Below are 17,544 nucleotides of genomic sequence, written 5' to 3'. Positions count from 1 at the left end.
CATTAAAAAAACAGTATGAAGCAAGACGAAAAAGGATGGACAAGCTTAGGATTCTTTTTTGTCTTCTTTTCTAAAACCAATCAGTTGTCTGTACTTGGATTCGGTTTCTTTTAATTCTTCTTCCATTTTTTTATAATTGCTGATGTCTTTGATGGTGACCACGGCGGCAACCACATTTTTGTCCTGGTCAATTAAAGGTTTGCCACTAATGAGCACTCGTCTTTTTATATGAGTGGTGGGATTCCAAAGTATAACATCTACATCATTTGTTTCTTCCCCGTTTAAGGCGCGTTCCATTGGAAGATTTTGCGAAGGAAAAACGGTTTGTTCATCCGGGAAATACAATTCAAAATGCTCTGACAAGTTAGCGGGGATTTTGGCATCATTTTCAACCCCAAAAATTTCATTGGCCATATAATTGGCCATGATAATTTCTTTGTCCAGATTTGCTACAATGACCGCTTCATTTATATTTTCAATAATCAATTGTAGTTTTTCTTCATTTTCATAAAGCTCATTTATTATTTTTTTCTCTTCTTCTTCTAAACGCACTTTTTCAGTGATATCGCGCGCTACAGAATACAAGATGTTTTTTTTAGTATCAATATTGACATTCCAGTCCAGCCATTTATAGGTGCCGTCTTTGCATAATATACGGTCTTTGAAATTCACAGATGGGTTCTCTTTTGAAAGTTTGGCTAATATTTCTTCGACGGTCTTTTTATTGTCAGGATGGATTAATTCTGTAAATTTTAGTTTGTTTATCTCTTTCTGATTGTAGCCTAATGTTTTTGTGAAGGCGGGATTTATTTTTACTAATTTATTCTCTTTGGTTACCGTGAGGATGTCGAATGCCATATTAAAAAACTGATTTGACATTTTTAAGGATTCCTCATTTTCAATCAATTTAGTGATATCGCGAGCTGCTGCATACATTAATCCCGTTCGAACATCAAATGTACTGGTCCAGTCGAGCCATTTATAGGTGCCGTCTTTGCAAAGGGTTCGGGCACGATGATTAAAAACAGTACTTCCTTTTTGTAAGTTTTTCATCGAATTGAGCGAAGCCCTTTGTTCTTCGGGATGAGTAAAGGATAAAAAAGGCATGTTATTCATATCCTCTTGATCGTAGCCAAGAGTCCTTGTAAAGGCTGGATTTATTTTTATAAAATAGTCGTCTTTGGCTACTACAAAAATATCGTAGGAGATATTAAAGAAAGTGTCAGCAATAATGAGTGAGTTTTCAATTTCCTTTTGAGCAGTAATGTCATGTCCCACGGCATAAAACAATCCTGTTGAAACATCAGGGGAAGCCGACCATAAGAGGCGTTTGATGGATTTGTCTTTGCAGATCCATCTGTTTTCAAATTGGATAATTGAAACACCTGTTTTGAGTTTATCAATTTCTTTTTGAGTAGCAGTCTTATCTTCCGGATGAATATATGTGAGCAACGGATGGCTCAATAATTCTTCCTCTGTATATCCTAGGGTCTTACTAAATGATGGATTGATTCGGATGAACATGTCTTTGGAAGCAATGACCATAATATCTAAAGACATATTGAAGAATTTGTTGGTGATCTTGTTGGATTCTTCCAGTTTTTTCCTGTCGGAGATGTCAGTTGAAATTCCACCTATAGCATAAATTCTTCCTGCGGCATCATACAAGGGGAATTTTACCGCTATATAAGTGTGTGGTCCATTCTCTTGCTCAATTATTTCTTCAATCTTTAATTCTCTTAATACTTTTACAACTTCAAGATCTGAATTCCTGTAGCGATCGGCGGTGCTTTTTGGCAGAAAATCATAGTCTGTTTTTCCCAGTATTTCGTCGTTTGAAATTTTAAATAAGGCACCAAATTGCTTGTTTACGAGCAGGTATTCTCCATTTAATTTTTTTATAAAAATTGGATTGGTGGTATTGTCTATAATGGATCGCAGGAGCTGTCTGTTTTCGTAAAGTAAGTCTCCTGAGATTTTTTTGGCGCGTAATTGGGAGCGAATAATAAAATAAACAATGATTAATAAAATGATAGAAAGTAAAAATAATGAAAGCTCTACCCAGTTAAGCAAGGGATCCATGTATTGATTTGTTTGTTTGTTCAGCCTTGAAATAAAAATTAAGCCTGAAGCAATAACTACCAATAAGTTTACAATGAATCCAAGAAATATTTTTTTTTCAAAAGAAACTTTCATGATTTTAGGGTTTTTTAAAAGGAATTTTACTAAAACCGAATCTATTATTTATGTATCTGAAAGTTAGTGATTTATATTTAATTTTTTAACGGCTATTCCATTTTTCTACTATGGAAAGATTGTAAAAATTAAAAAAAAGGGGGGGTATTTTAATTAGAACTGTCTTGGTTGTGTTCAAATTTCATCAAGTTCAGGCTCAGTACGATCACAACTAATGTAACTCCTACATCGGCGGCAATGGCTAAAACTAAATTGCTGTAGCCCAAAAAGGCCAGAATGATGAAAATAATTTTTACCGTAATTGCACCTATGGTATTGATTTTTATTCGGGACAATGTTTTTTTGCTGAGGCGAATTAAAAAAGGGATAAGAGATAAGTTGTCGTTCATCAGGGCAATATTGGCGGTTTCTATTGCAGTATCACTCCCTGCCGCTCCCATGGCAATCCCTACAGTACTTAATGCCAAGGCTGGCGCATCATTTATACCGTCGCCCACCATGGCTACATTCTTATATTCTTGCAGTAGTTCTTTTATTTTTTCGGATTTATTCTCGGGAAGTAAACCGCCAAACACTTTTTTTATTCCCACTTGTTTGCCTACGTAATGTGCTGCTTTTTCACTGTCACCCGTTAGCATTATCAATGCTATGTTTTGTGCTTGTAATTGTTTTATCGCGGTTATACTGTCCGGTTTTATCTCGTCTGTCAGACCAATAATACCCGCAACTTCTTTGCCAAAACTTACCACTACGCTTGTTTTGCCTTCTGAAGCCAATTGTGCTACTATTTTTTCGGCTTCCTCAGTCACCGTATGATATTCTTTGATGAATTCAAGTTTGCCCACAAAAACGGTTTCATCCACACAGACCAGGCATTTTGCCATAGCGCCTTTGCCCATGATACTTTTAAAACCTTCGGCTTTGTGTGGCTCAAATCCTTCCGCTCTGCTTGCGGTAACGATGGCTTGCGCCAAAGGATGTTCAGAAAAAAGTTCGGCTCCGGCAGCACAGGCTAATAGTTTTTCGCGAGAGGTTCCGTTTAACGGGAAAATATCTGAAACAATTGGATTTCCATAAGTAATGGTTCGGGTTTTGTCTAAAGCAATCGCTTTGACATGAGCCATCGATTCGATGTATTTTCCTCCTTTTACCAGAGCACCTTTTGCGGAAGCGTTCCCAATAGCAGCATAAATGGCAACGGGAGTGGAGATGACCAGTGCGCAAGGACAGGCAATCACCAAAAGTGTGATGGCTTGTTTGAGCCAAAGATTGAAATCCAAATGCAGTACAAAAACCGGAATCGCAAAAACCAAAACTGCCAAGGCAATAATTGTTGGGGTATAAAATTGAGAAAAACGCTGGATGAATTTTTGAGTTTCACTTTTGGAGGCAGCAGCTTCAAAGGTGAGTCGGATGATTTTAGCAAAAGTACTATCGATGGAAAGTTTTGTTGTTTCCATTTCAATAAAATTATTTTTGTTGAGCGTTCCCGCAAATAAGGTATCGCCCGGATGTTTTTCTTTTGGGATAGGTTCTCCGGTAATGGCGGCTTCATCAACCGTGGTTTCTCCTGAGATAATTTTTCCGTCCATAGGAATCATTTCTCCGGGTTTTACCTGAATGATGGTTCCTACAGCAATTTGGTTAAGGATAATTGCCTTGTTTTCTGATTTTACAAAAGCGGTTTTGGGAGCCTTACGTACCAATTCATCCAAGGCTGATTTTGAGTTTTCCAGACCAATATCCTCCAATCGCTCGCCTAAAACGTAGAGTACAATAACGACTGCCGCTTCGGGATATTCGCCCAAATAGAAGGCGGCAACAACCGCAATGGTCATCAGTAAATTGATACTGCTGAATTGAAGTTTGAAAATGGCTTTTGCGCCATTTATTAAAACCCCATGTCCAATACCTATAATAAAGACGGCAAAAACAAAAGGCTCATAAGGCATGGGAATATGAATGCCAATAAGCGATAAAATTTCTAAAACAATCACAATGCTAATAGCAAGCAGAAGTGAAAGGAATTTTTTGTCGTTTATTGGCAGTTTCATAAAGTTTTTTATTCTAATTATTGATTTGCTGTTTGTTTAAAAGAACGGGTGTTCCAAAACCAATTTGCTCTAATTTTTTAAGTTGCGTTTCGGCATCACCTACAATTAAATAGATCATTTTGTTGGTGTTTAAATATTTATTTGAAAGCTTTTTTATATCATCTGTGGAGATGTTTTTTACTATGTTTTCCCTTTGTTTGGCATAGTCATTAGCGAAGTTGTAGTTGCTGATGTCGTAAAGCATTTCTAATTTAGAACCCATTGTTTCAAATGCTCTGGCGTTACTTTTAATCAAATAGCTTTTAGTGACATCAAGATCATTCGCATTAAAATTCGCTCCATATTGATCTAAAATTTCTTTTATCAAACTTACTGATTCGAAGGTTACATTTGAACGTACTCCGCTGTAAATAGTAAACGGTCCTTTAGTATTGGTTCCGTCAAATGAAGAGCCAATCCCGTAGGTATAGCCTTTTCCTTCGCGTAATTCTTGGGTAAGCTGCGATGAGAAACCTCCGCCTCCCAAACGGTAATTCATGATGTCAGCAGGATAGAAATCAGCATCTGTGGCGGCAAGAGCCGGATATCCTATTCTGATCACCGATTGTTTGGCACCGGGAACATCGTAGAAATAGATTTTAGAACTTTCTGGAGTTTCGGCTACTTTTATCGCCGGGAAAGTTACTTTTTTAGACTTCCAGTTTTTATTTAAATCGGCTAAGGAACGATTTATTTCGGCTTTTGAAACTGCGCCAACAATTTGGAAATCAGAAACCGATGGAGAGATATTTTGGTTGTAATAGTCTTTCAAATCAGCAAGGCTAATGCTGTTGATTGAATTTTCGGTTCCGATGCGATTATTCGACAAAATGGATTCTTTTCCGTAAACTAATTTTCGGAATTCATTTCGGGCAATATTGTTCGGATCTGCTTTTTGTTGTTGAATTTGACTCAAAGTACTTTGTTTTATCAAATCAAATTCTTTGGCATCCCAGCGAGGCTGTAATACAATTTCCTGAACTAATTTCATTGTCTGGGCGTAGTTTTTTGCCAGTGTATTTCCTTGGATTAAAATAGATTCGTCAGTAGCTGAAGCCTTGATGGTGGCTCCAAGACTTTCAATAGCGTTCTCTAATTGTTGAGGTGTTTTATTTTGGGTTCCTTTTGTCATCAATTCTGCTAACAAATTTGAAACACCAATTTTCGACGTATTTTCCAACAAAATCCCACCTTTGATCTGCAATTGAAATTGTACCAAAGGCACTTCCTGATTTTCGATTCCAAAAAGACTCAAACCCGATGATAATTTGTCTTTCCAAACCGATGGCAATACAACATCCGGACTTTTTCCATAAGCAGGTTCCACACTTCGGTCAAAGCTGGAGGCTGTTTTTTCATAAGTTGCGGCAATGCTGGCGTCGAATGAATCTTCTTTGCCTTCAATTATTTTTTCTTCAACAACGGTGGCTAGAGTTGATCCTTTCAGTGCTAAATTGGCTTGGCCTTTTGGTACAAAACTGGTAGCAATAAAATGTTTGTCTTTGATGTATTTTTTATAAACACGCATCACATCTTCGGTCGTTACAGCAAGGATATTTTTTACGTCTTGATTGATGAAATCAGGAGTTCCTGCAAAAATTTCGTATTGGGCAAGCTGAAAACCTTTACCCAAAACACTCGATAGTCCGTTGTAAAAAGCAGTTTCCTGACCGGCTTTAATTCGGTTTAAATCTTGTAGTGAAATCCTTTCTTTTTCAAAATTTTTGAAGGCTTCGTTTACACCATTCATCACAGAATTCAGGTCGGTTTTGTCAAAAGCAACAACATTGAGGATGTACTGTCCCGCTAGTTCAGAATTGTATTGCGACAATTCTACTTCATCGGTCAATTTCAGGTTTTCTACCAGCGTTTTGTACAAAGGCGCTTTTTTCCCTTTGGAAAGATAAGTAGCCAAAACTTCCAACGCATAGCTGTCTGGATGGTATTCGTAAACAGAAGGCCAAGTTAGGGTAAGTTGCGGCAAACGCGCAAAATTATCTTCGTGGTATAATTTTTTAGTTTCGGTCAGCGTTACGGGCTGTTTTTCCATTTTTGGAATCGTTTCGCCACGTTTTATTTCGCTAAAATATTTTTGTACCCAAGCCTTGGTTTGTTTGACATCAAAATCACCGGCAATAGTCAATGTCACATTGTTAGGGACATACCAGCGGTTGTAGAATTCTTTTACGTCCTGAAGAGAAGCATTTTGTAAATCTTCCAAAGAACCGATCACTTCCCAATGGTACGGATGATTTTCAGGATATAAATTGGAATTGATTACAGAGAAATTATTTCCATAAGGTCTGTTATCATAGCTCTGTCTTTTCTCGTTTTTTACTACTTGTTTTTCTTTGGCAAGCACAGGATCAGTAACCGTATTGATGAAATAACCCAGTTTATCGGCTTCTGCCCAAATCATTTTTTCTAAGGCATCTTTGGGAACGGTTTGATAATAATTTGTTCTATCGCGACTGGTGGAACCATTAGCACCGGAACCTCCAATGCGGGCACTCATTTTATCCAATCCGCCTTTCCCCAGATTCTCCGATTCCAAGAAAAGCAAATGCTCGAATAAGTGGGCAAAACCAGTTCGACCTTTTTTCTCTCTCGCTGATCCCACATGGCAGGTCAATGCAACGGCAACAACGGGGTCAGAGCGATCAATATGCAAGATGACTTGCAAACCATTGTCTAAGGTAAATTGTTCAAATTCTACCTTGAATTCTTTTGACTTATTGGCTTTGGCATCCTTTTGTCCATAGGAAATGAATCCCGTAAAGATGAAGAAAGAGATTGTTAGAAACTGGAATGATTTCATGATGAAATTTTAAGTTGTTTTTTTAGAGTATTGGCTAATTGAAATAGGATTTAATGTTGTAGTAGAGACTATTGATTGCTCTTAAGAAGTTTTAATAATTTTTTAGGCTCTTGTCTATTGTCCCAAAAACCGCTAATAATTATTTTTGAATGATATTTTTGATAGAGAATACTATAATGACCAAGAGAAACTGCCCTAGTATTTTTAAATTCCGTTTCTTTCCTAGTTCAGAATTTTGTTTTAAAAGTTCGGTTCGTTCCTTTATTTTTTGATTCAGCTTTTTTGCGTAAGTATTGCTTTTATTTCTTTCCATCCAATATTCAAAAATATAATTTCTTTGTTGGATTGCAGTTTCGGTCCAAAATATTTTTAACTGAGCCATTCAGAATCCCGTATGTTTAGCTCAGATTCAGAAATGAGTTTTCCAGCTTGAATATCTAGTTCGCTCATAGCTAACATTTCTATTTGTTCTGATGAAAGTGAAATAATTTCTTCAGATTGAGTGGAATCAAAAATACTATTTATAGCTTCCAATAATCTTTCATTTTTGGTAGCTAAAATTCGATCAATCAAACTGTTTTTGATATTGTCTAAAGCATTCATCGATTTCATTTTTTGTAAAGTTCGATATTTATCGCGAATTTTCCAAATGACTGTTAATAGCATCGGGTAGTAGCTGTAAGATTGGATTTAGGTTTGATAGAAGGTATGAAAAGATTGATTTTTTTCTAAATATTAAGTCATTAGAACTAACTCCTATTTGTAAATAGTTTTTATCTAAAAATAGAGAAATTCAAAATAATTATAAACCAAAAATTATAGCGCAGTTTGCGAAAAACTTTGCGAACTTTGCGTTAAAATAGAATCAGATGAAAATAAACCTAAAAAACGGAATTGATAAACTCATTTTCGGGATGAAACAAAAGGACGTTACCGCTATTTACGGTAAGCCGGATAGAGACTACAAAGACGAGGACGATAACGTAATTTTCGCCTATATTAAGCTCAAAATTCGTTTGACTTTTTACAAAGAAGAAGAGTTCAAGCTGGGCTATATGGTAGCTTCTAGTCCAGAATTGGAATTGTTTGGCAATAAAGTGATTGGTAAAAACATCAATGATGTCAAGAAAGATTTGGCTGCCAAAGGAATCACTAAATTTACGCAAGAAGAGTTTGACACTTTTGAGAACTATTTCAACGAGGAAAACTGGATTATTTTTCAAACGGAATTTAATGAGGTGGTGAAATTTGAAATTGGCGCCATCATCAATCAAAAAGATGAGTTTGACTGGAAGTTTCCTGCTAAAAAGTAATTCGCATTCATAAAAAACAAAACCCGATAGCTTTTAAACTATCGGGTTTTTTGTTGCAAAACAGGACTGTGCTAATTTTTTAAAGGCTTAGTTTTCCAGTATTTCATAGATTCTAAAATCTTTATTGCCGTTAGAGTTTATTTCTATGGCAGTCGCTTTTTTTAATTGTTTTGAAGGGATTAGGATGTAATTTTCGGCACCTTTATAGATTGGAGTTTTTTTGCCTCGCTTGCTGATTTGGTTTATTTCAAAAGGCTTGTTGCTGTTTTCTACAAGTAAGCTTATCGTTTTTGTTTGCTTATTTAGAGACAAAGGCAAGTTCAGTTCGTTCTTAGTATTCAGTTCTAAATAGGTTGCAATCGAATAATCTTGAACATAGATCGTTTGATCTGTGTTTTTATTTTCGGCTTCCACAATTACTTTAAATTCTTTTAGGAACAAACTCTTAACTTCGGGAGCAATGTTTTTGAATCGGATGTATTTTATGCCGTCGGTCAAAACTTTAAGATTTCCTTTTCCTTTTTTCTGCTCCACCGTTAAAACTTGCCAATTAACACCATCTGTTGAAGTTTCAAATACTCCATTTTCCATCAAAGTATTCGATTCTAAGTTAAAGTAGAATTCTTTAGCTTTTAAACTTTTGTCAATATGAATTCCCAGATATTGTTGCGGATTCAGGTTTATAACTTCCAAAATAGGGGATATCGCAATACTGCCATTGTTTAATTGCAAAGGTTGGTTTTTTAATTTCTCTGTATTGCTGATCAGAGCCGTAGTGCTATGGCTTTCAGAATTTGCTATAGTAGGAATAAAGTAGTTTTGAGCCTCATCAAAAATAGTTTTAACAAAAGGCATTAAAACTAAAGAACCCGTTTTTACGCCCGGTTGATAGGGATTTTGGTTGAAAGTTTTATCTACTATAGTGATACTGTCAAAAAGCATTTTCGTTTTTAAATAATTATCCCAAGCCATCGCTTTATTACCAGATTCTTTTGCTTCAAGAAATAACATCGTTTGCAGTCCTGCTTTTCCTAATAAGTTAAATTGAGTCAGCCAAGGATCGATCTCACGAATCAGATTCTTATTGAGAGATTTGCTTCTCAGTTCTTGAGAAACGGGAATGATATTTTCAAATTCCGTTTTGATTTTGGAAGCTAATTCAGCCGAATAATTTCCGTTTTTGTAGGCTGCCAAGAAAGAATCTATTGTCGGTTTTATGATAACCGATTCGTCTCTTCTGTAACGGTGACCGTTTGGTCCTAAATCACTATTGTGCTCATTGAATAATTGAAAAGCCGTTGCGGCTTCAGGCATAATGTATTTTGCCGCCGCATGCCAAGCCGACATTGGTTCGTAGCTTTTTAGATTCCAAGAATACAAAGCCACACTAAATAAGGCCAGTTTAGAAGCTTCGGCTCGCTCCATTGGATTGGACACAAAACCGGATAAATCGTTTTTGATTGAAGTGTCCAGCCCATAAGCTGCGCCCATCAACAAATGATCGCGAACGTAATCACTTACAGGGAAATTCCACCAAATGTAGGCTTTGCGTTTGATGCGTTTATTGATCCAATCCAAGTCCGCTTTGCTAACATCGTCTATAACTCGGTCGCCGGTCCACATAATTTGTATTGCAGGATGTAATTTATCTCCCAAAATGTCTAAATAGGTATTTGGTTTTGGGTCTGACCAGGCCTTGTTGTATTCAGTAGGACACATGATCAAAGGCAAAACATCTTTTTTCTTTTCGATAAATTGATTTTGGATATAGTTTAATAATTCAGCCTGTTTTTCGGCTTTGGTACCTTCACCTGAAATATCATCAAAAAATACGGCAAAGGAGCGTATGCCTAAATCATACATCAATTCCAGTTTATTTAAAATAGCTAAGCGATCAGCGTTGTTCCATTGAATGTCTAAACCGGGATGGATAGCCCAAGTAAAATTAACTTCATTGTTGTTTGCTTCTTGAACGAGTTCCTTAATTTGCTTGGCATTTTCTGCCGGATAGGGTTTTCTCCAGTTTGGGGAAGAGTGGTAAGGATCGTCTTTTGGACCGTAGATATAGGTGTTTAATTTTAATTTTCCGTAAAATTTAAATTGCGAAATGCGATCTTCATGACTCCAAGGTGTACCATAAAATCCTTCAACAGAACCACGCGAAAGAACATCCGGAAAATCAGTAATATCAACTAAAGGAAGCTTGTTGTCTTTTTTTAATTGCTTTAAAGTTTGCAGTGCATAAAAAACGGAACGATTATCATAAACGACAATTTGTATCGACTGAGGAGTAATTTTTAAAGTGTAAGCTCCTGATATTTGTAAATCTGTTTTATTGATCGAATTAATAATTACAGGCAAGAGTTTACTTTTATTTTGAACGTTGAATATTTCGTTCAACAAAGCCACGCTATTGGATTTTAATTTGAAATTCCCTTCTAATTTGTAGGCCACATCGGCACTAATTTTTTGTTCGCTGAGGTTTATGAGCTGTGGACTTGGGTAAATGTTGTGGCTGCTGTTTTGCGTCCAGCCAGTAGTTACAAAGCATAAAAATAAGGCAGTTAGTAAGAGGTGTTTTAGTTTCATTTTTTAGTTTAATGTTATAGAGGTTAATTTGATTTTAGCATTTTTACGACTGAAATGTAATAATGAGTCAAACCGAAACCGGTAAATATATGCGAATTGTCTTTTATGAAAAAATGTTTTTGTCTTAAAAAAGTGATAATTCAGTCCAAAAGGAAAGAGGCTGTTTGAAAATTACTTTTCGTACAGCCTCTTTGGTTTTCTATTGTTCACATTAGCTTTTGTACTAATAAGCTAAAAGAAACAATTATAAAAAGGAATTGCATTATTGCCATCCTCCACCCAACGCTTTGTATAGGTTTATAGCAGCCTGATGTTGGAGTTTTTTGGTGGTAATTAATTCTATTTTTGATTCTAAGGCCGTACGCTGGCTCATTAGAACCTCTAAATAGCTTGCTCTACCTGATTTAAAAAGATCATTTGCGATCGTAATAGATTGTGTATAGGACGCGACTTCTTTATCCTTTAGCTCGTACAATTGTTTTAGATTATTCAGGTTGGACAATTCGTTGGCTACCTCAATATAACCGTTCAAAATTGTTTTTTGATAGTTTAATAAAGCCTCTGTTTGGTTGGCTTTGGCTGTATTGAACTGTGCTTTGATAGCGCTTCGGTTCAATAAAGGAGCTGTCAAACCTCCTAAAAGTGTATAAGCGAAAGAATCAGGAGATTGAAACCAAAGCGCCGTTTTGAAGGCTTGGTATCCCACACTTCCGGTTATAGTAAAGGAAGGGTAAAAAGCAGCTTTGGCCGATTTCACATCACATTTTGAGGCAATTAATTCCAGTTCAGCCTGACGGATGTCGGGTCTGTTTTTAAGAAGTTGGGATGGAATTCCTAAGCTGATTGGACTTGTATTCTCAGCGTTGAATTTCGTCTTATCGCGTAAAATAGTTTGAGGAAATTGACCGCTCAAGAAATTTAAACGGTTTTCGGTAAGGGCAATTTTCTGTATGATTTCGAATTCAAAAGCTTTTGAATTTGACAATTGTCCTTCAAATTGTTTTACGGCTAATTCGTTTAAAACGGCAGCTTCTTTTTTTATTTTAATGACTTCTAAAGCCGCTTGCTGTAATACGATGGTTTCTCTGATGATGTCCAATTCGTTATCCAAAGCCAATAATTCGAAATAAGCTGAGGCTACTTCGGCAATTAATGCGGTTTGAATGGCATTTTTGCCTTCTATGCTTCCGCTGTAACGAGCGGCAGCCGCTTTTTTCTTGGAGCGAAGTTTTCCCCAAATATCAATTTCCCAGCTCGCATTGAATCCAGCTAAATAATCAGGCAAGTGTTCCGGTACGATTTGTCCGGGTTTTATATCTGTGGTGGCATTTCCGGCACCATCCATAGTATATAATCCGAATTTGCGCTGCGCAGCACTTATTCCCGCACTACCATTTGGCAACTGTGCTCCTTTGTTCAGGCGTAAGCTGCTGCGTGCGATTTCAATTTTTTGCATTGCGGCCAGTAAATCGTAGTTATTCGCCAGACTTATCTCGATCAATTGTTTTAGATTTTGATCTTTGTAAAACAGATCCCATTTTGTAGCGGCTATATTCAATGTGTCTTTTGAAGCTACATAGGATTCGGGCAACGGTTTCATTTCGGCCATTGTTGGAGTTGCTATCGTTTTGCATCCCAGCGCAAAAAGCGCTAGGATGGCACATCCTGCTATTATTTTTGTTCTTGACATAATTATAAGGAATCAATTTCTTCGGTTAGTGGATTTTCTTCTTCTCCTTCAATAAGAGGGTGTTTCTCGGAAATACTGGCAAAAATGAAGTACAAGCCCGGGATAATCAGTACTCCAAAAAGAGTCCCGAAAAACATTCCTCCCGCAGCGGCAGTTCCGATGGTTCGGTTTCCAATGGCACCAGCTCCGGAGGCCAACATTAATGGAATTAATCCGGCGACAAAAGCAAATGAAGTCATCAAGATAGGACGCAAACGGGCTGTAGCCCCTTCGATGGCAGCTTGCAGCGGAGGCAGTCCGTCTTTGTGGCGCAGCACAGCAAATTCGATGATTAATACGGCATTTTTACCCAAAAGTCCAATAAGCATAACCATGGCTACTTGGGCGTAAATGTTGTTTTCTAATCCCAAAGCGGCTAATAAGAAAAAGGCTCCTAAGATCCCCGTTGGCAAGGATAAAATTACCGGTAGAGGCAATAAGAAACTCTCGTATTGGGCTGCGAGTAGGAAATAAATAAATAACAAACAGATGAGGAAAATGTATATCGCTTCATTACCCGCACTAGCCTGATCACGTGATGAACCACCCCAGTCGTATCCATATCCTTTGGGTAGTTTTTCGGCGGCAATGGCTTTTACGGCATCGATTGCCTGACCACTACTATAACCTTCGGTCGGTTCTCCGTTTAACATAGCCGAAGGGTACATGTTGTAACGCGTAATTTGTTCCGGTCCATACACTTTTTCAATGGATAAAAAGGAAGACATTGCGACCATTTCGCCTTCGGAGTTTTTGGCATATAATTTTAGAATGTCTTCGGGCTTGGCACGGTATTCTGGAGATGATTGTACCATTACTTTGTACATCTGATTGAATCGGATAAAGTTGGTAGCATAATCACTTCCCAAATAGGTTTGCAGGGTGCTTAGCACTTCGTTGACATTCACTCCTTTTTGAGCGGCTTTGGTATTGTCAATGTTTACCAAATACTGAGGGAAACTAGCATCAAAAGAAGAGAAACTGTTTTTGATAGCCTCGTTTTTGTTTAGTTCGGCTGCAAAATTAGTAGCTACTTCTTCTAATTTTTTCAAATCACCTTTACCGGTTTTGTCCAAAATTCGGAGCTCAAATCCACTCGAGTTTCCGTATCCTGGTACCGGAGGAGGGGTAAAGAATTCAATTTTAGCATCCTTAATATGATTGGTTTTTTCTTTTAATTGCTGGATAATGTCTTGATCTGTATTGCCTTTTCGGTCTTTCCAGCTTTTTAAACTGATTAAGTTCATCCCGTAAGAAGCCCCTGTTCCGTCTGTAAGAAAGTTGTATCCTGCCAAGGTTGAAACCGAGGCGACTCCTTCATTTTTCATAGCCACTTCCTGAATGGCATCTACTACAGCTTCTGAACGCTCAAGGGTTGCACCCGAAGGCGTTGTGATACTGGCATAAATTGTTCCCTGATCTTCGTTTGGAATAAACCCGGTAGGTAATAATTTTCCTAAGCCCATTGTTGCCACACAGAAGATTAGTAAGCTTAAAATAGTTACGACACGACGGTTGACTATTAGACCTAATAATTTTCGGTAACGATCTGAAATTTTGTTGTACTGTTTGTTGAAGGAATCAATAAAACGATTGATCCAAGTGTTTTTTCGAGCCTGTCCGTGCGTATTTTTCAACATCATTGCACACAAAGCAGGTGTAAGGGTCAATGCGCTAATACCCGAAAGAACAATAGCAATAGCCATAGTTACAGAGAATTGACGGTAGAATACTCCAGCAGGTCCGGGAAGGAAAGCAACGGGTATAAATACTGCCGACATTACTAGGGTGATGGCTATAATAGCTCCTCCAATTTCGTGCATGGCACTTTCAGTAGCAGCTTTGGCATCGAGATGTTCTTCTTCCATTTTGGCATGGACGGCCTCCACTACTACAATAGCATTGTCGACTACAATACCGATGGCTAATACCAAGGCAAACAAAGTAATCAAGTTAATGGAGAATCCGAACAATTGCATAAAGAAGAACGTCCCGATAAGTGAAACCGGAACAGCAATAGCCGGAATAAGCGTAGAACGAAAATCACCCAAAAAGATAAATACCACAAGGGCTACCAATAAGAAGGCTTCAATTAAAGTAAATAATACGCCTTCTACAGAGGCGTTCAGGAAACTAGAAACATCGTAGCTGTAGGTATATGAAATTCCTGATGGAAAGGAAACTTTGAGTTCCTCCATCTTATTTTTGATGTTCTTAATTACGTCGCTGGCATTACTTCCCGGGCGTTGTTTTAAAACAATTGCTGCCGATGGTTTTCCGTTTTCTTTCGATAATACATCATAGTCTAATGAACCAAATTCTACTTCAGCAATATCTTTTAAACGCAACAACTCTCCTTGAAAATCACGTTTTATAATTACATTGTCGTATTGTTCTTTGGTATTGTATTTTCCGGTGTATTTCACTACGTATTGTAATGATTGTTCTATTTTACCAGAGCTTTCCCCTACTTTTCCGGGAGCAGCCTCAATGCTTTGTTGTTTTAGGCTTTGTATCACTTCTTCGGTCGAAATGTTGTACGATGCCATTTTTACCGGGTTCAACCACACACGCATAGCGTATTCGCGTTGGCCCATAATATCAGCAAATCCTACGCCTTCTATACGTTTGAGTTCCGGAAGAATGTTGATATCAGCAAAATTGTACAGGAATTTTTCATCCAGATTAGTGTCCGAACTCAAAATATTAAGGTACAATAGCATACTGTTTTGTACTTTTTCAACAATAACCCCTGATTTGATTACTTCTTCGGGTAGTTCGTCCAAAACCGAGGAAACCCTGTTTTGCACGTTTACTGCGGCAATTTCTGGATCGGTACCAGCGTTGAAAATAATATTGATCACACTGGTTCCGTCATTTCCGGAAACGGATGACATATAAGCCATTCCGGGTACTCCATTTACGGCGCGTTCCAAGGTGGTTACTACAGCTTTCACAGAGGCTTCGGCATTAGCACCAGTATATTTGGTGGTGACAGTTACCTCGGGTGGTGCAATGTCAGGGAATTGGGTCATTGGCAATTGCGTCAATGACAATGCCCCCAAAAGTACTATCATCAGCGATATCACTATCGACAGTACGGGTCTGTGTATGAATTTTGTAAACATGAATTGTCTTGTTTTTGTATGACTTTTGCCTTATTATAATTTGGAAATCAATTGTTGCATCGCTATAAGTTGTGGTGTTATTTTGTCACCGTCTTTTAAGCTTTGAATTCCCTCGTAGATGATATTATCGGAAGCAGAAAGTCCCGAAGCGATGACATATAAGTGTGGAATTCTTTGGCTGATTTCAATGTTTCGGGCACGTACAATATTGTTCTTGTCTACTACAAAGACGTATTGTTTGTCTTGAATTTCAAAAGTGGCTTTTTGGGGAATAATCAAGGCATTGTTTAGGGTATTGGTCAATTGGATTTTTCCGCTTGATCCATGTTTTAACAGCAGTTCCGGATTTGGGAATTTGGCGCGAAAGGCAATGTTTCCGGTATTTTGATCAAATTCTCCTTCGATGGTTTCAATAGTTCCCTTGTGTTGATGTGGTTTATTGTCGGCCAGAAGTAAGGTGATGTTATCTTGTCCTTTAGTACTGTTCTTAGCTTTAAATTGCAAGTATTCTTTTTCAGAAACGTTGAAATAGGCATAAACCGAGCGGTTGTTAGAAATAGTAGTCAATAAGGTTCCTTCGTTAATTAGACTTCCTGTTTTGAAAGGAATGCGGTTGATGATTCCGTCAAAAGGCGCTCTAATTTGTGTCATTGATAAATGAATAGCAGCACTGGCTTCGTTTGCGCGGTGTTCCTCAATACGGGCTAGTGCAGCAGCATAAGTGGCATGGGCTTTTTCCAATTCGGTTTTAGATACAACATTGTTTTTGGCCAAAATTTTTACGTTTTGCAAATCCAATTCGGCGTTTTTGGCATCAGCCAAGGCACTTTTTACCATTGCCTTTGCTTTTAAAACTTCTTTTTGTAGGCTTTGGCTATTGATACTGAACAATAGTTGTCCTGCCTTCACCGGTTTGCCTTCGTCTATGTGGATTTTTTCGATATAGCCATTGATTTTTGTACGAATTTCTACATTTTGTAATGATTGAATATCAGCAACATATTCATTAGTGTAGGTAGTGTCTACTAGAATAGGTTTTGTAATAGAATATTTTTCTAAAGCAATCTTTTCTTCTTTTTTTGTGTTACAAGAGATTGTGGAGCCTAAAAGTACAGATAGGCTAAAAAACAAAGCAATTTTGTTCATTTTAGTATTGTTTAATGAAATTTAAAATAGGTATAAGTAGGGGTGTTTGCCTATTCTGTTTTGAGAATAGCAAATAAGTAAATGGACTTATAAATAAATATTAAACTTCAGGAGGCGGTGGTACAATATTAGGATGAAATTGCATATTGTATGTTTCCTTATAATTGATTTTCCCTTGTTTTGAAGTGTAAAAGGGAGTAACAGTAAAGAGTTGGTTGTTTTTTATTGCAAAAAAATCAATGTTTTCACCAGTATCGGTATGAGATATAACATGGTTTTCCGTAGAGGAATTATCTGGGAATGCTTTTTTTATTGGTGTAGCCGTTTTTGTAATACTAGATACAGTAGATGCTTCTGTTTTACAAAAAGATAAGTCGACACCAATTGTTCCAGATGGATGAGCTATTATAGCATTGCTAAAGAAAAAAAATGACAGAATAAGCCAAATAAAAGGGGAGCTACTATGTGTTTTTATCTTTTCCATTTTGGAGTGCAAATATATACTAATACTGCGTTTTGCGTCCTGATTTAA

Annotated in this window: 11 protein-coding genes; 1 reads left to right on the top strand and 10 read right to left on the bottom strand. The window is 37.3% G+C overall.

All coding sequences use genetic code 11. The features are described from left to right. Nucleotides 1–45 precede the first annotated feature (45 nt). From LNP19_RS14950 to LNP19_RS14935, 5 genes are all read right to left on the bottom strand, one after another. Nucleotides 46–2,196, bottom strand: coding sequence for a PAS domain-containing protein (locus LNP19_RS14950; RefSeq protein ID WP_230062696.1), 2,151 nt, complete (start codon nt 2,194–2,196; stop codon nt 46–48). A 149-nt stretch (nt 2,197–2,345) separates the two neighbouring features. After that, on the bottom strand, nt 2,346–4,250 hold the full coding sequence (locus LNP19_RS14945; protein ID WP_230062695.1) for a heavy metal translocating P-type ATPase: 1,905 nt from the start codon (nt 4,248–4,250) through the stop codon (nt 2,346–2,348). 13 nt (nt 4,251–4,263) lie between these two features. After that, nucleotides 4,264–7,107 carry a M16 family metallopeptidase gene (locus LNP19_RS14940; RefSeq protein WP_230062694.1) on the bottom strand — a complete coding sequence of 948 codons (2,844 nt, stop codon included), beginning with the start codon at nt 7,105–7,107 and terminating at the stop codon, nt 4,264–4,266. Nucleotides 7,108–7,246: 139 nt separating this feature from the next. After that, nucleotides 7,247–7,420 carry a hypothetical protein gene (locus LNP19_RS15515; RefSeq protein WP_428979033.1) on the bottom strand — a complete coding sequence of 58 codons (174 nt, stop codon included), beginning with the start codon at nt 7,418–7,420 and terminating at the stop codon, nt 7,247–7,249. A 56-nt stretch (nt 7,421–7,476) separates the two neighbouring features. Further along, on the bottom strand, nt 7,477–7,710 hold the full coding sequence (locus LNP19_RS14935) for a hypothetical protein (RefSeq protein ID WP_230062693.1): 234 nt from the start codon (nt 7,708–7,710) through the stop codon (nt 7,477–7,479). 266 nt (nt 7,711–7,976) lie between these two features. On the opposite strand from LNP19_RS14935, the gene LNP19_RS14930 reads away from it, so the two are divergent. Beyond that, nucleotides 7,977–8,420, top strand: coding sequence for a hypothetical protein (locus LNP19_RS14930; protein ID WP_230062692.1), 444 nt, complete (start codon nt 7,977–7,979; stop codon nt 8,418–8,420). Between the two features lie 87 nt (nt 8,421–8,507). On the opposite strand, the gene LNP19_RS14925 is transcribed toward LNP19_RS14930, so the two are convergent. The 5 genes from LNP19_RS14925 to LNP19_RS14905 all read right to left on the bottom strand — a co-directional run bounded on the left by LNP19_RS14925 (nt 8,508) and on the right by LNP19_RS14905 (nt 17,496). Further along, nucleotides 8,508–11,009: a beta-N-acetylglucosaminidase domain-containing protein gene (locus LNP19_RS14925; RefSeq protein ID WP_230062691.1), complete on the bottom strand. Its 2,502-nt coding sequence runs from the start codon at nt 11,007–11,009 to the stop codon at nt 8,508–8,510. Between the two features lie 262 nt (nt 11,010–11,271). Next, nucleotides 11,272–12,699, bottom strand: a complete 1,428-nt coding sequence (locus tag LNP19_RS14920) for a TolC family protein (RefSeq protein ID WP_230062690.1) — start codon at nt 12,697–12,699, stop codon at nt 11,272–11,274. A 2-nt stretch (nt 12,700–12,701) separates the two neighbouring features. After that, complete coding sequence (locus tag LNP19_RS14915; RefSeq protein WP_230062689.1) at nt 12,702–15,866, bottom strand: efflux RND transporter permease subunit; 3,165 nt, start codon at nt 15,864–15,866, stop codon at nt 12,702–12,704. Between the two features lie 33 nt (nt 15,867–15,899). Next, the gene (locus tag LNP19_RS14910; RefSeq protein WP_230062688.1) at nt 15,900–17,012 is read right to left on the bottom strand and encodes an efflux RND transporter periplasmic adaptor subunit; all 1,113 of its coding nucleotides are present in this window, start codon (nt 17,010–17,012) and stop codon (nt 15,900–15,902) included. Nucleotides 17,013–17,112: 100 nt separating this feature from the next. Continuing rightward, a complete protein-coding gene (locus LNP19_RS14905; protein ID WP_230062687.1) occupies nt 17,113–17,496 on the bottom strand; it encodes a hypothetical protein in 384 nt (127 codons plus the stop codon). Between the last annotated feature and the right edge of the window lie 48 nt (nt 17,497–17,544).

This window comes from Flavobacterium acetivorans, assembly GCF_020911885.1.
Taxonomy (GTDB): Bacteria; Bacteroidota; Bacteroidia; order Flavobacteriales; family Flavobacteriaceae; genus Flavobacterium; species Flavobacterium acetivorans.
This window is presented reverse-complemented; position numbering and strand designations above follow the sequence as displayed.